Source organism: Saccharopolyspora montiporae (assembly GCF_015209505.1).
Classification (GTDB): domain Bacteria; phylum Actinomycetota; class Actinomycetes; order Mycobacteriales; family Pseudonocardiaceae; genus Saccharopolyspora; species Saccharopolyspora montiporae.
In genome coordinates this window covers 1-14,024 of sequence record NZ_JADEYC010000008.1, presented here as the reverse complement: position 1 = coordinate 14,024, position 14,024 = coordinate 1, and the positions used below count along the sequence as shown (strand labels likewise).

Sequence of the window (14,024 nt, the reverse complement as noted above, 5' to 3'; positions counted from 1 at the left end):
ATGCACAACGCCCTGCCACCGAGCGGGCCCGCCTCCGGTGACCGCCGCGGAGCACGGCCATGCCGCACCCGGTGACCGTCGTGCTGCCGTGCCTCGATGAGGCCGAGGCGCTCCCGGCCGTGCTCGCCGCGATCGCCGCGCAGCCGGGCCTGCGCCCGCTCGTGGTGGACAACGGTTCGACCGACGGCACGCCCGAGGTGGCCGAGCAGGCCGGGGCCACCGTGGTGCGCGAACCGCGCCCGGGCTACGGGGCGGCCGTGCACACCGGACTGGAGCAGGCGGACGGCGACATCGTCTGCGTGGTCGACGCCGACGGCTCCATCGCCGCCGCCGACCTGCCCGCACTGGTCGAACCGGTCCGCGACGGCAGGGCAGAACTGGCGGTCGGGCGGCGGGTGCCCACGGACCGCACGGCCTTCCCGTGGCATGCCCGGGCGGGCAACGTGGTGCTGGCCTGGCGGTTGCGCCGGCTCGGCGTCCCGGTGCACGACCTCGGGCCCGTCCGCGTCGCCCGCCGGGCCGATCTGCTCGCGCTCGGTATCACCGACCGCGCCTTCGGGTACCCGTTGGAACTGCTGCTGCGCGCCGGGCGCGCGGGCTGGCGCATCGAAGAGATCCCGATGGACTACCGCCCGCGCACCGCGGGCCGGTCCAAGGTCACCGGTTCGGTGCGCGGCACGATGCGGGCAGTGCGCGACATGTGGGGAGTGCTGCGATGACCTTCCCCGCAATGCTCGTGGTGGCCAAAGCCCCGGAACCCGGCCGCGCCAAGACCCGGCTCGCTCCGGCCGTCGGCGACGCCGCCGCCGCCGAGATCGCCGCCGCCAGCCTGTTGGACACCCTGCAGGCGCTGGGCCGAGTCCCCGGGCCGCCGACGTTCGTGGCCTGGACCGGAGACACCGCGAACGCGGTGCACGCAGCAGAGATCTCCGCGGCGCTGGCCCGCACCGCCGTGCTCACGCAGCGCGGCGGCGGGCTGGGGGAGCGGCTCGCCGATGCGCACACCAGGGTCGGCGCGGCCACCGGCGGGCCGGTGTTCCAGATCGGCATGGACACCCCGCAACTCGCCCCCGACCTCGTGACCGAGTGCGCAGGCGGTCTGCGCGAACCCGGCGGCCCGGACGCGGTGCTGGGCCCGGCCGCGGACGGTGGCTGGTGGGCGCTGGGGTTGCGCGATCCGCGCGCCGCCGCGGTGCTGCGCGAGGTCCCCATGTCCCGCGAGGACACCGGGCAACGCACCGAAAAGGCACTGCGCGAAGCCGGACTCCGGGTGCGCACCCTGCCCATGATGTCCGATGTGGACACCGTGGACGACGCGGTGCGAGTCGCCGCCGGGGTCCCGGGATCACGTTTCGCCACCGCGGTCGACGCCTGCACGGAAGAACCCGCATGACCGGCGGAACCTTCGACCACGTGCTGCTGACCGGAAGCGGCGTCCTGGAGTTCGAGGACGGGCACCTCGCCGAACTCGCGGTACGCAAGTGGCGGCGCGCCCCGGACGCGGTGGACGGCGACCTGCTCGATCGCTGCCGCGGCGCCACGCTCGACGTCGGGTGCGGCCCCGGCCGGCTCACCTCCGGCCTCGCCCACCGCGGGGTGCGGGTGCTGGGCATCGACACCTCGGCCACCGCGGTGCGGCTGACCCGGCAACGCGGTGGTTCGGCGGTGCGCGCGGATGTGTTCGCACCGGTGCCCGACGAAGGGCGTTGGCAGCACGTGCTGCTGATCGACGGCAACATCGGCATCGGTGGCGACCCGCAGCGACTGCTCACCCGGGTGCACGACCTGCTCGGTCCCGGTGGCTCGGCACTGGTCGAAGCGGCGCCCCCGGGAACCGGGCTGCGGTGCGGCCGGGCGCACCTGCAGGCCGGACCGTGGTTCCCGTGGGCCGAAGCCGATCCGCGCACCATCGTCGAGCTCGGCGAGTCCGCGCGGCTGGGCGCGTTGCGCACCGCGCACCGATCCGGACGTTGGTTCGTCGAAATGGTGCGCAGCGAGGACGTTCCGGACGGAGGTGGTTGCTGACCCGGCCGGTCAGCGCAGCTGCGCGGCGCCGAACTCCGCCATGCCCGCGGCGAAATCGCGCCGCGCGCGGAAACCCAGCTCTTCGGCCGCTCGGGCGGGGTCGGCGACGATGTGCCGCACGTCGCCGAGCCGGTAGTCGCCGGTCACCACCGGTTCCGGTCCGTCCGCCGCCGCGGACAGCGCGCGGGCCATGTCCAGGATCGTGCGCGGCTGGCCCGAGCACACGTTGTACGCCCGGAAACCGGGCGGACCGTCCCGCAGCGCGGCGAGGTTGGCGCGAGCCACGTCCGCGACGTGCACGAAATCGCGGCGTTGCCCGCCGTCCTCGAACACAGTGGGCGCCCTGCCCGCGGCCAGCGCCGAGCGGAACAGCGAGGCGACCCCGGCGTACGGGGTGTCCCGCGGCATCCGCGGTCCGTACACGTTGTGGTAGCGCAGCACTGCCGCGCTGCCACCCGTATGCCGGGACCACGTCGCCGCCAGATGCTCCTGGGTGAGCTTCGTGGCGGCGTAGGTGTTGCGCGGATCCACCGAGGCGTCCTCGGGAACCAGACCCGGTTCGAGCAGCGCAGCGCATTCCGGGCACCGCGGTTCGAACACGCCGGCTTCCAGATCGCCCGCGGCCCGGGGACCGGGACGCACCGGTCCGTGCCCGGTACAGCGGTAGCGACCTTCGCCGTAGACGACCATCGAACCGGCCAGCACCAGCCGAGGCACCGACCGTTCGGCCATCGCGGTCAGCAGCCGGGCCGTGCCCAGATCGTTGTGCTGCACGTACGCGGACATGTCCGCGACACCGGTCTCCAGGCCGACCATCGCGGCCTGATGGCACACAGCGTCCACATCGGACAGTGCGTCGCGCAGGGACTCGGTGTCGGCCAGGTCCGCGCGCACCAACTCGTGATGGGACACATAGGACGGAACTAACCCGCCCTGGTGCGCCGCGGGCAGCAGCGCATCCAGCAGGCGCACCTCGTGCCCCTGAGCGACCAGCAGGTCGGCGACGTGCGAGCCGATGAAGCCCGCACCTCCGGTGATCAGAACCCGCACATTTCCTCCCGTATTCACGGCATTGTCGACGATATGGCCCTCACCTGCCCGGCCCGGCGGTGCGCCGCCCGACCAGGTGCACCAGCACCCGCAGCACGTAGCACAGCGCGCTGAGCACGGCGAACGCGGCGCTGAGCCACAACCACCGGGCGAAGTACGGACCCTGGTCCATCCCCGTGGCGGCCAGGTGCGTCTCGGTGCCCTGCTGCGCGATACCCGGCAGGAACATGAGCAGCAGCAACCCGGAAGCCAGCAACGGCACGCGGAGATGGTTGACCACCCGAACCCGGGGACGGGGAAGCGAGGTCAGGAACCGGTCCAGCGACGAAACCGCGGGCAGCAGCACGAGATCGTGCACGAGCACGCACGCCCCGAACCACAGCAGCACCAGCCCGGACAGCGGTTCCGGCCACACCCGGCCCACGACCAGCGCGGTCAGCGCCAGGCAGCCGAGCACCAGCACCGCGTGCCACCACGCGGCCCCGTAAGCGCGCCGGAACGCCGCGAGCACGGTTCATCCCTCCTCGAACTCGATCGCCGACACCCACTTCGTGTTGTGCACCCCGGGCAGCGCGGGAACGATGATCCGCGCGGGAAAACCGTGATCCAGCGACAGGTCCGCACCGTTCACCCGCAGCGCCAGCAGCGCATCCGGATCCAGCACCTGGTTGGCCTGCAAGCTCGCCTGCGCGAACGCCCCGTCGCGTTCCAACGACACCACGTGCGCCGCGGACGGTTCCGGGACACCCGCCAGCACCGCCAACCGCCGCAGCTGCACCCCGGACCAGTTCTGCGTCGTCGACCAACCCTCCACGCAGGCGATCGGCAACCGCGCCGCGTGCTGCGGCAGAGCACGCAGATCCGCCAGCGCCAGCACCACGCCGCGCGCCCCGCGCAGCTCCAGCCGCCAGCCGGGATCACCGGCCACCTCCTCGACGCCCGCCGCGGACGCGGTGCGGTTGACCGGAAAACCGTTCGGACCCGGACCGGGTTCGCGACCGCGCGGCAGCAGCAGCGACGTACCGCGCAGCCCACCGCCCAGGGTCTGCCCGGCGGTCAACCCGGCCACCAGCACCGCACCGCCCCCGGTCAACGCCAGCGCCCCCCGCCGGGACAGGGTGGGTTCCGCGGGCTCGGCCGCCACCAGCTGCCCCGCCGACTCCTCCGGCCGCGTGTCCGCCCGCGAGGTCCGCAACTCCCGGCGCAACGACCGGGACCGCAACGCGCGCACCGCCCGCGGCAGCTTCAGCACCACGTGCAGCGCGAACGACCCGACGAACACCCACGCGCCGTAGTAGTGCCCGGTGTAGAAGCTGAACCCGAACACGTAGTCGTACTGGATGTTGAGCACGCCGGTGACGATCTGGAACAGCACGCTGCCCACCAGCAGCAGGATCGCGACCCGTTCCAGCACCCCGGCCACCGAGCGGACCGGCGGCCACGCGAGCAGTTTCGGCGCCACCGACCACAGCTTGGCCAACACCACCGGCACCAGCACCAGTCCGAGCCCGACGTGCACGCCCTGCGTCAACCGGTACAACCAGCTCGGCCGGGTCGGCCAGTCGAACCGCGGCAACCGCAACCAACCCACCTCGGCCGGCATCGCCTGCCCGAACTGCGGCGAGTAGGCCGCGTAGGACAGCAGACCGGTGATGGCCACCAGCGGCAGACCGACCAGCAGGACGATGCCGAACACCGAGGTCAGCCAGGGTCCGCGCAGCGGGCTGCGCCACAGCCTGCTGCGCCCCGTTCCCGGCGGGCGGTGCCGGGCCAGCGCTCGCCAGAAGCGCGCGGGAAAGCCCGTCTCCCCGTCGTCATCGGTCGCCGACACGGTCCTCCTGCGTTTCCTCCGGGTTCGAGGTGTTCTGCCCGCCGTTCGGAGCCGAGCGCCGCGCGGACTGCCCCTCGGCGGGCGGCTCATCCGCACAAATTAGGTCGCGGATCGCGACCGGCGGCGCACGAACACGCCCGACCGCGCACCGATCACTCCGCGGGAAGCCCCAGCCGGGAACAGCCCGGCTCCGAATCACCGGCATGCGAAGACATCCCGGACGACGCGCGCTCAGCGGTGTGCTCGCAGCGGCGGTCGCCCTCGCGGCCGGACACCTGCTCGCCGCGACCACCGCCCCGAACGCGTCCCCGTTCCTGGCCGTGGGCAGCTCCGCCATCGACCTGGCACCTCGACCGCTCAAGGAATTCGCCGTCCGCCAGTTCGGTGAGCAGGACAAGACCGTGCTGCTCGCCGGGATGGCGGTGACCGTGCTGGTGCTGGCCGCCGCGGCCGGACTGCTGTCCCGCCGCGGCCCGCTACCGGGCGTCGTGCTCATCACCGGTTTCGGCCTGCTCGGTTCGGTGGCGGCCGCGACACGTCCGGACCTCGGACCGCTCGGCGTGCTCCCGTCGCTGCTGGCCACCGGGATCGGCGTCCTGGCGTTCACCGTGCTGGTCCGCGGGCAGCGCCGGGACTGCGGCGACCGCGGGCGGCGCGACTTCCTGCTCTCGGCCGGTGCGCTCGGAGCCGGTGCCGTCGTGCTGGGCACAGCGGGCACCCTCGCCTCCAGTACCGGCACGGCCGCGCGGACCGCGGATCGGGCGCTGCGCGAACGCATCCCGCCGCTGACCCCGGCCCGTTCGGGAACGGACTTCGCCCGGCTGGGCACACCGCGCTTCCACACCCGCAACGCGGACTTCTACCGCGTCGACACCGCGCTGACCGTGCCGCGCCTCGATGCGGGCTCGTGGCGGCTGCGCGTGCACGGCATGGTCGAGCGGGAACGGGACATCGACCTGGCCGACCTGCTGCGGCGTCCGCGAGAAACCGTGCCCATCACGATGACCTGCGTGTCCAACGAGGTCGGCGGCCCGTACGTGTCCACGGCGGAGTTCACCGGGGTGCCGATCGCCGACGTGCTCGCCGAAGCCGGCGTGCTGCCCGGTGCCGAGCAGCTGTTCAGCACCAGCAGCGACGGCTACACCGCGGGGACACCACTGGACGCGGTCACCGACCCGGCCCGGCCGGCCCTGCTGGCCTACGGGATGAACGGGGAACCGCTGCCCGCCGAGCACGGCTACCCCGTGCGGATGGTGACCTCCGGCCTCTACGGCTACCTCTCGGCCACCAAGTGGCTCGTGGACCTGAAGCTCACGACGTTCGACGAGGTCACCTACTGGGAAGAGCGGGGCTGGGCCGAGCACGCACCGATCAAGACCCAGTCGCGCATCGACCGCCCGCGCCCGTTCGACGCCCTGGCCGCAGGACGCACCACGGTCGCCGGCGTGGCCTGGGCCCAACCGCACGGAATCCGGCAGGTCGAGGTCTCCGTCGACGACGGCCCTTGGCGCAGCGCCGACCTGTCCGCGGAGGTCAGCGGACACACCTGGCGCATGTGGCGGATCGAGGTCGACCTGCCGCCCGGCGGCCACGAGATCCGCAGCCGAGCCACGGACCGGACCGGGCGCACGCAGACCAGGTGGCGGCAGGGAACCGTTCCGGACGGGGCCACCGGGCATCACTCGGTGTTCTGCACCGCCCGGAACTGAAAAATCCCGCGAATCGGGCCAATCCGAACGATCAGTCGAACCGAATACTCCACGGGTCCCGACCGAGGGCCCGGAACGGGAAGGTTCTCCATGCTTTCAACACGTTCGACCGTGATCACCGGTGCATTGGCCGCCGCCGCGCTGACCCTGTCCGCCTGCGGCAGCCCAGGCGCCGACGAACCCGAGACCGGGCAGGCGGCCCCGCCACCGCCCGCTGACGCCCCGGAACAGGGCGGTGACGGGAATTCCGGCGACGGCGCCGGCACTCAGCAGGGGCAGACCACCGCCGACGACGTGTTCGGACCCGGCTGCGCCGACGTCCCGTCCGACCCCGCCGACCCGGGATCGGTGCAGGGCATGCTCGACGACCCGGTCGGCACCGCGGCAGGCAACAACCCGCTGCTGACCAAGCTGACGGCGGCCGTCGAGTCCGCCGGTCTGCAGGACACGCTCAACGACACCGGCGCCGGCTACACCGTGTTCGCCCCCGCGGACCCGGCCTTCGACGCGATCCCGCCGGAGCAGCTCGACGCCCTGCTCACCGACCCCGCCCAGAAGCAGATGCTCACCGACGTGCTCACCTACCACGTCGTCGGTGAGCGGATGACCGCCGACGATCTGGCCGCGGCCGGAACCGTCGACACCCAGCAGGGCCAGCAGCTGCAGGTCGCCGGCTCCGGGGAAGAGATGACCGTGAACGGTGCCCGGGTGCTGTGCGGCAACGTTCCCACGGCCAACGCCACGGTCTTCGTCATCGACGAGGTGCTGATGCCCGAGCAGTGATGACCCGGCCCGGATCAGCCGCCGACCGCGAGGTTCCGCTGCGTCCCTCGCGGTCGTGCGGGTGTCGGGACCGCCCGCCGGTTAGGTGTTCCGCACCCCCGCCCAGGTGGCCAGGTGTGCGACGGGATCGGCTCGGCGGCGGGCGCGCGCCAGCGTACGGATGGTTTCGTGGACCATCGGGTGGTATTTCGCCTGCTGTGGCGCGGTTTCCTTGGCCCGGTACAGGCTGCGGGTCGCCTTGTCGTGGTCGCCGTGCAGCAGGAAGCCGCGCGCGACGTCGATCCAGTGGTGGCCTGCGCGTTCGCGCTGGGTGTGCGGCGGGATGTCGAACCGTTCGGCGCGCTTGACCGCCTCAGTGCCGTCCATCGCCTCGACCGCCAGACCGACCGACCAGATGTTGACGTTGGTCGGTCCGAAGCACAGCCGGTAGTCATCGCGGTCGCGGCCCAGGCGCTGGGCCGCTTGGCCGTCGGCCAAAGCAGGTCGGCAACCCCGGTGTTGCGCGCCCGCGCGACCAGGGAGGTGTGGACAGTCGACAGCACCTTTACCGCGCCCGCGCAAGAAAGTCGGGTAGATCTATAGTGAACGTTTTCCACTTGGCTGGGTCGGGTTGCGGTGCTGGTGAGGCTGGTCGGGGGAAGTGACGAAGCTCCTGGTAGGAGGAGTGATTGTCTCGATCAACTCTGTCCCGACCAGGAGCTTCGAGGTGCTTTCTTACCCGTCGTCGATGTCGGTGTTCACTCGCTCGCTGAACGTACGGGCCGAGGCCTTACGGCACGAGCGGCACGCACGCCGAACCCGCTGGCGTCGCCTCGATGCCGGGCAACAGGCGTTGTTGGTGCTGGCCTGCCTGCGCAAAGGTGAGACCTACGCGGATCTCGCGAGCGGGTTCGGGATCGGATGAGCGACGGTGTTTCGCTCTCTCCGCGAAGCTCTCGACGTGCTCGCCGCGATGGCCACACCCCTGGACATGGTGATCGAGATAGCCCGCCGGAAGGCGTTCGTGATCATCGACGGGACACGGCCTGCTCGCTGCGCTGAAGCTGCTGGGGTGCGAGTGATCGCCGAGAGCGCCTACCGCGGCGCGGGTGCGAATGTCGAAGTCCCGCACCGTCGCCCACCGCGCGGTCCGGAGAGCGGCCAGCGTCGTCGGCGACTGTCAGCCAACGAAAAGGGCCGTCAACACAGCGCACGCTCGGATGCGCGGTCCCGGTGAGCGCGCGAACGCCCAGCTCACCGCAAAGTCCGCTCCAGCCCCCGGCAGACGACCCGCCTCGTCGACGCCGTCCGCACCCCTCATCCACGCATGCTGAACCCAAGTAGAAAACGTTCAGTTTCTCAGGAAGAAACAGCCTATATGGCTTGGTCAAACACGACACCAAGAGCCAATTAATGACTATTCCGGAGCGCTTTCCTTTCCCGGGAAACACAGATCGCAACCCATGTTGATTGGACTAGCGTGGCGGCAGCCAATGTCAAAATCGACCAAAAAGCGAGAGGGATTCCACCCAAATAATCCTGGAAGATTGCCAGAATTAGAAACGATACGACCACGAAAATTAGCGTTTCTGCCGCATGAACGAAATTCTGTCGAGGCATGAAGGATTCTGCTTGGTCGGCAGTCCACAGTATCAGCATCCGGGTAAATGAAAAGTACTGAGCCCAAGATGAAGACGCAAAGACAATTAGTGAGGCAGAGAGCGCAAAAAAGACCTGTCGAGCTAAGTGTGCACTCTCACTATGGCTTGACTGTACGGACATCGCCGCAATGAAGCAGGCCAACGCGATCACCGAAGGGGCGACGCCGTACCTCAGGGCTCTCTGACGGCTGTGTGCTACCAGCAGCGATGGGGAGGCTCTCCGGTTATCTCGACTCAAGCTAACCCCAAAAACGGACTACGAAACCTAAATATACTATACCACATGATGGAACCTGAAGAATGTTAGCTTGTTCTTTAACCTGTGGTGTCGCTGTGGTGACCCCCGGTTGATCATGAAAGCAGCCCACAGGCGATCATCGCTCTTGCAACAGAAGGAAGACCGATCCAAGGGCTGCGATGACCAGTGAGGTTTTCCGCGCAACTTCTTGTGACACCATGCTAGCCTGTCGCAATAGTCAATTTTCCGAAGTGCGATCACGGATGGAATATGGATCTTGACGATGCCCGCCCCCCGGAAGCACCTGATTCGGTTACCGGGCTTCCGTGGCCGCCTCGCGCACCGGGTCGGAGCCTGCGCGAGCGGGGAGGGTCCGTAGCCCACATCGCCGCCGATGCCCGCGCTGAAAGCGAAGCGAATCGGACCGCGCTACCTCCGAGTTGCATGGGGCCGGTGCTCGTCGCAGCACGCCCCTCCATGTTTCGGGTGATCCGCCGCGGTGTCACCGGGGGTGCCATCGTGGCGGTGGTCCTCCTCAGCTTAGCGGCACTTCTGGAGGGACCGAATGCCACATCCGTCATGGCCCGGTACCCCGTTTTTTGGGTGGCCGTCACCCTCGCTGCATCGCTGATGATGTACGCCGGGAGGGAACGCAGATGCCGCGCAGGAGCGGGCTGGCTGCAAACCCGCGACGGATCATGGGTCGCGACGTACGAGCTGCGGCATATCAACCTCTTCGCGAACCAGGGCGACCCGTTCATCGTATTCATTGATTCATCGGGCCGCGAGGTGGGAATGCGGACTTTGGACCTGATGGCGAACCAGGCGCTCTGGGATCTGGTGTACAACGGCCTGCTGCACTCCATCGCCGCCAACGGGTGCCAGCGGAACAGAACCGCGAGAAGAATGCGGGGACTCACCGACCGGGCACTGGAGAAGCGTATGGCCTGAGCGGTCTGCGAAGCGCTAGAACTTCGGGTCTGTGCTGACCATCGTTGGTCTGCGACTGTGCTCACCGATGCGTGAAGCTGCTGCGGTTGCAATCTCGCGAACGTTCACAGCAGGCCGCGTGCGCTCGGTGCAATTGATCGAACCAAGCCGCCAAATACCGTCTTCCGAATCAGATGCCGTGAACGTTATTCGCAAGTGTCGCCGGCGGTGACGATTCGGATGACGTTGGAGAGTTTGACAAGTCGCTGGTAGGGATTTGATGACATCGACAAAGCTCCTGAAAGGGCGGTCGCTCGCTGTTGGCTGCGCAATTATCGTCGCCGCCTTTCTCCTTGGATTGATATTCGCTCCACCTACGCTGGCTCTCCAGTATGCATGGGTTGGCCTGGCCGGATCGCTCGCCGCCATCGTCTCGATGGAAAGGCTCTACCAACGTCCAGTGCTCTGCTTCATCGTCTCGTTCGTCATTCTTTTCGTGACGCGAACAGGAATTGAATTGATGTCCTCAGGAAGCCGCTACTTCACCGCAGCGGCCTCATGGTCGTTCCTGATTTCAGGTATTTGCAGCCTGGTGCTGTTGGGTGCATGGGCCTTGATGAAGAGGGGGTCGTCGCAAGGAAATCCGTGAGTGAGCACGGGAGCAAATTCGGTTCCGACTAGCTCTCGGTTCGGTGTCCTCAGTCGGTGGAAGAATCCGCGAGTAGTTCGGTGAGGCGATCTCGACGAGGTAGTAGCGGGCGCTGAGATCGGTGGCATGGATGCGGTGCGATGAGGCGGAGAGCCCCTGGTAGGACTGGTCTCACCACAAGATCAAGTCCCCATGACCAAAGGCTCTCCATGATTGCTCATCCTGCCATCCGCGATGTGTCTCGCGAGCTCGCCGGTCAGGTGGCGTGGCTGCGGGCCGAACGTCGTCGTCGGGGCACCCGCGCGGGAACGCGTGCGCTGACCTCTTTTTTCAGGCCGTGCTGGGGCTACGCTTGTTTCGCGACCGCGCCGACCCGCAACGATTGGGTCGGGATCACCGGATCTCACGGGCCACGGCGTACCGCTCTCTCGACGGGGTGATCGACGTGCTCGCCGACCAGGCCCCGGACCTGCATCAGGCTTTGCAGTAAGCCCACAAGGACGATGAGGCTGCAGGCCAAGGCCAGGAAACCGTGGCGGATGTCGGTGCGGTGCTCCCAGCGCTCGGCGAGGCGTCGGAACTGGTGCAGCAGAGCGAGAGTCTTCCGGCAGCGGTTTCGGGCCCGTTCGGCTCGCCGGTCGTACCGGGAGCAACGGCTCGATCCGGGCCCACAGCTCGTCGGAGACGATCCACGGTGCAGCCAGCACCCGAGTCATCTCAAGCCGAGATCACCAACGTGTCGAGAGCTCCAAGCCCGCCCGCCGACCCGCCGTGCCTGATCCGCATCGTTGCGCAGCGTGGTGGTGCGCACGTGTGCCGTGGCTCCCATCCGGCTGGTCCTCCGCGGTCGGTGACGGGCACGCTGCCGCGAGCAATCGGACGCCTGCTCGGTGAATCCGCCCCGCGCCGGGACCCGGTTGCCGTACCGTGCCGGCGATGCCGCAGGAGACCGTGACGATGTCCGAACCGCCCGGGGCAAGTCCGGCGCTCGTGCTGGACGGGCTGACCAAGTCCTTCCGCGACACGCGTGCCGTCGACGACGCCCACCTGACCGTTCCGCCCGGCTCGTTCTTCGGCCTGGTCGGCCCGAACGGCGCCGGCAAGACCACCGCGCTGTCCATGGCGGTCGGTCTGCTGCGCCCGGACTCCGGACACGCCCGGGTGTTCGGCGCCGACGTGTGGACCGACCCGGTCGCCGCCAAACAGGCGCTGGGCGTGCTGCCGGACGGGTTGTCCCTGCCGGAGCGGCTCACCGGGCGCGAACTGCTCACCTACCTCGGTCGGCTACGCGGTCTGGACGCGGCAACGATCGACCAGCGCAGCGCGGAACTGCTGACCGTGCTCGACCTGGACGACGCAGGCCGCACCCTGGTCGTGGACTACTCGGCGGGCATGCGCAAGAAGATCGGGCTGGCCGCGGCCCTGTTGCACGCGCCGAGCCTGCTCGTGCTGGACGAACCGTTCGAGGCCGTCGACCCCGTCTCGGCCACCACCATCCGCACCATCCTGCAGCGGTTCGCCGCGGGCGGCGGTGCGGTCGTGCTCTCCAGCCACGTGATGACCGTCGTCGAGCAGCTCTGCGACCACGTCGGGGTCATGTCCGCGGGCCGCGTGGTCGCGCAGGGCACGTTGGACGACGTCCGCGGGCAGACCACGCTGGACGACGCGTTCGTGCGCCTGGTCGGCGCGCGAACCGGGGGATCGGAGGGCCTGTCGTGGCTGGCGTCTTCGTCCGACTGAAGCTGACCGTCCTGCGCAACTCGCTGCGCGGTCGGCAGGTCGTCCTGCTGGTCCTCGGCGCGGTCTACGGGCTGCTCGGCGCGTTGGGCACCGCGGTGCTGCCGCTGCTGCCCGCCGACCCGGACGCCGGGGCCGACCTGCTGGCCGTGCTGGTCGCGATCTGGGCGCTGGGCTGGATCGCCGGTCCGGTCGTGCTCGGCGGCGGGGACGAGACGATCCGCCCGGAGAACTTCGCGCTGCTGCCGATCGCACCGGCCCGGCTGGCCGCCGGGATGGGCGCGGCCTCGCTGGTCGGGGTCGCACCGCTGGTCACCGCGCTGGCCTTCACCGGGCACGTGTGGCTCGGCCTGCAGCACGGTGTGCTCCCGGCACTGGTCGGCGCGGTCGGGCTGGTGCTGGCGCTGGTAGTGGTCGTGCTGCTGTCCCGGGTGGTGGTCGCCGCCCTGTCGGCCGTGCTGTCCTCCCGGCGCGGCCAGGACGTGGGAATCCTGCTGGCCTCGCTCGGCGCGCTGGCGTTCCTGCCGCTGCAGTTCCTCGGTCGACTGCTGGATCCGCTGCTGACCGGGGAATCCGGCGGGCTCGGCGCCGCCGGAACCACGCTGCGCGCCCTGCCCACCGGGTGGTCGGCGCTGGCGGTGCGCGGCGCGGCGGCCGGGGACCCGCTGACCGCGGTGCTGCCGTTGCTGGGACTGGCCGGGGTCGCCGCGCTGCTGGTCCTGCTGTGGGCGCGGTTGCTGCAGCGCCGGATGACCACCGCAGCGGTCAGCGCCGGTCCCTCGTCCGCGCGCGGTGGCACCGGCAAGGACGGGACGAGCGCGTCGCGCGGTCCGCTCGGTGCCGTGGTGACCCGCGAACTGCGCGCGTGGCGGCGCGATGCCAGGCGGCGTTCCGCGCTGCTGGTCGCGGTGCTGCTGGGATTGCTCATGCCGCTGATCGTCGGCGGGGCCGGCAGCACCGGGTTCGCCTACGCCGCACTGTGGGTCGCCGTGCTCGGCGTGTCCCAGCTGGCCAACCTCTACGCGATGGACGGGTCGGCGATGTGGCTGACCGCGGTCGTGCCGGGCGCCGCGCGCGCCGACGTGCGCGGCAGGCAGCTGGCCTGGCTGATCGTGATCGCGCCGGTCGTGCTGCTGGTCGCGGTGCTCGGGCCGCTGGTGACCGGCAGCACCGGGTCCGTGCCCTGGCTGACCGCGCTGGTGCCGCTGCTGCTGGGCACCGGTGCCGGCCTGGTGGTGCTGCAGTCGGTGTACCTGCCGGTGCCGCTGCCGCAGGGCCGCGGTGCCAACCCGTTCGCCAGCGGCGGATCCGGGACGGGTGGCGGTTGCCTGAAGGGGCTCAGCACCCTCGGCTTCCTGCTGCTGCTCGTGATCGCCGCGGTGCCGGTCGTCGCGCTGCTGACCGCGGGCCTGCTCGCCGAGCTGCCCGTGCT

14 protein-coding genes are annotated in these 14,024 nt (G+C 69.8%); 10 read left to right on the top strand and 4 right to left on the bottom strand.

The genetic code is table 11. From position 1 onward, the window contains the following. Positions 1-59: 59 nt before the first annotated feature. The 3 genes from IQ251_RS05270 to IQ251_RS05260 are packed head-to-tail and all read left to right on the top strand — an operon-like array spanning position 60 to position 2,025. Positions 60-719 carry a glycosyltransferase family 2 protein gene (locus IQ251_RS05270; protein ID WP_193927314.1) on the top strand — a complete coding sequence of 220 codons (660 nt, stop codon included), beginning with the start codon at positions 60-62 and terminating at the stop codon, positions 717-719. Beyond that, the gene (locus tag IQ251_RS05265) at positions 716-1,393 is read left to right on the top strand and encodes a TIGR04282 family arsenosugar biosynthesis glycosyltransferase (protein ID WP_193927313.1); all 678 of its coding nucleotides are present in this window, start codon (positions 716-718) and stop codon (positions 1,391-1,393) included. The genes IQ251_RS05270 and IQ251_RS05265 overlap by 4 nt, the downstream gene beginning before the upstream one ends. Beyond that, the gene (locus IQ251_RS05260) at positions 1,390-2,025 is read left to right on the top strand and encodes a methyltransferase domain-containing protein (RefSeq protein WP_193927312.1); all 636 of its coding nucleotides are present in this window, start codon (positions 1,390-1,392) and stop codon (positions 2,023-2,025) included. The genes IQ251_RS05265 and IQ251_RS05260 overlap by 4 nt, the downstream gene beginning before the upstream one ends. Before the next feature lie 9 nt (positions 2,026-2,034). Here the strand turns inward: IQ251_RS05260 and IQ251_RS05255 are convergent, their stop codons facing one another. From IQ251_RS05255 to IQ251_RS20085, 3 genes are read right to left on the bottom strand one after another with little or no spacing between them, the layout of a single operon-like run. Continuing rightward, positions 2,035-3,075, bottom strand: a complete 1,041-nt coding sequence (locus tag IQ251_RS05255; protein WP_193927311.1) for an NAD-dependent epimerase/dehydratase family protein — start codon at positions 3,073-3,075, stop codon at positions 2,035-2,037. Between the two features lie 40 nt (positions 3,076-3,115). After that, complete coding sequence (locus IQ251_RS05250) at positions 3,116-3,586, bottom strand: hypothetical protein (protein WP_193927310.1); 471 nt, start codon at positions 3,584-3,586, stop codon at positions 3,116-3,118. A 3-nt stretch (positions 3,587-3,589) separates the two neighbouring features. Then, positions 3,590-4,906 carry a molybdopterin-dependent oxidoreductase gene (locus IQ251_RS20085; protein WP_370591217.1) on the bottom strand — a complete coding sequence of 439 codons (1,317 nt, stop codon included), beginning with the start codon at positions 4,904-4,906 and terminating at the stop codon, positions 3,590-3,592. A gap of 203 nt (positions 4,907-5,109) precedes the next feature. Here IQ251_RS20085 and IQ251_RS05240 point away from each other — a divergent pair, with 203 nt between their 5' ends. After that, positions 5,110-6,615: a molybdopterin-dependent oxidoreductase gene (locus IQ251_RS05240; protein WP_193927308.1), complete on the top strand. Its 1,506-nt coding sequence runs from the start codon at positions 5,110-5,112 to the stop codon at positions 6,613-6,615. 90 nt (positions 6,616-6,705) lie between these two features. Continuing rightward, on the top strand, positions 6,706-7,398 hold the full coding sequence (locus IQ251_RS05235; RefSeq protein WP_193927307.1) for a fasciclin domain-containing protein: 693 nt from the start codon (positions 6,706-6,708) through the stop codon (positions 7,396-7,398). Positions 7,399-7,479: 81 nt separating this feature from the next. On the opposite strand, the gene IQ251_RS05230 is transcribed toward IQ251_RS05235, so the two are convergent. After that, a complete protein-coding gene (locus IQ251_RS05230) occupies positions 7,480-7,875 on the bottom strand; it encodes a hypothetical protein (protein ID WP_228046184.1) in 396 nt (131 codons plus the stop codon). A gap of 187 nt (positions 7,876-8,062) precedes the next feature. Here IQ251_RS05230 and IQ251_RS05225 point away from each other — a divergent pair, with 187 nt between their 5' ends. From IQ251_RS05225 to IQ251_RS05205, 5 genes are all read left to right on the top strand, one after another. Continuing rightward, on the top strand, positions 8,063-8,302 hold the full coding sequence (locus tag IQ251_RS05225) for a transposase family protein (protein WP_193927306.1): 240 nt from the start codon (positions 8,063-8,065) through the stop codon (positions 8,300-8,302). 1,427 nt (positions 8,303-9,729) lie between these two features. After that, on the top strand, positions 9,730-10,227 hold the full coding sequence (locus IQ251_RS05220) for a hypothetical protein (protein WP_193927305.1): 498 nt from the start codon (positions 9,730-9,732) through the stop codon (positions 10,225-10,227). 259 nt (positions 10,228-10,486) lie between these two features. Further along, positions 10,487-10,855, top strand: a complete 369-nt coding sequence (locus tag IQ251_RS05215; RefSeq protein WP_193927304.1) for a hypothetical protein — start codon at positions 10,487-10,489, stop codon at positions 10,853-10,855. A 936-nt stretch (positions 10,856-11,791) separates the two neighbouring features. After that, the gene (locus IQ251_RS05210) at positions 11,792-12,595 is read left to right on the top strand and encodes an ABC transporter ATP-binding protein (protein WP_228046183.1); all 804 of its coding nucleotides are present in this window, start codon (positions 11,792-11,794) and stop codon (positions 12,593-12,595) included. Continuing rightward, on the top strand, positions 12,571-14,024 hold a 1,454-nt coding region (locus tag IQ251_RS05205), incomplete at its 3' end, for a hypothetical protein (protein ID WP_193927303.1). The genes IQ251_RS05210 and IQ251_RS05205, both read left to right, overlap by 25 nt.

Excerpts from the sequence above, each read along its gene's own strand:
- IQ251_RS05235 (WP_193927307.1), top strand. The coding sequence starts at position 6,706 with ATGCTTTCAACACGTTCGACCGTGATCACCGGTGCATTGGCCGCCGCC.
- IQ251_RS05210 (WP_228046183.1), top strand. The coding sequence starts at position 11,792 with ATGCCGCAGGAGACCGTGACGATGTCCGAACCGCCCGGGGCAAGTCCG.
- IQ251_RS05240 (WP_193927308.1), top strand. The coding sequence starts at position 5,110 with ATGCGAAGACATCCCGGACGACGCGCGCTCAGCGGTGTGCTCGCAGCG.
- IQ251_RS05270 (WP_193927314.1), top strand. The coding sequence starts at position 60 with ATGCCGCACCCGGTGACCGTCGTGCTGCCGTGCCTCGATGAGGCCGAG.
- IQ251_RS05260 (WP_193927312.1), top strand. The coding sequence starts at position 1,390 with ATGACCGGCGGAACCTTCGACCACGTGCTGCTGACCGGAAGCGGCGTC.
- IQ251_RS05265 (WP_193927313.1), top strand. The coding sequence starts at position 716 with ATGACCTTCCCCGCAATGCTCGTGGTGGCCAAAGCCCCGGAACCCGGC.
- IQ251_RS05215 (WP_193927304.1), top strand. The coding sequence starts at position 10,487 with ATGACATCGACAAAGCTCCTGAAAGGGCGGTCGCTCGCTGTTGGCTGC.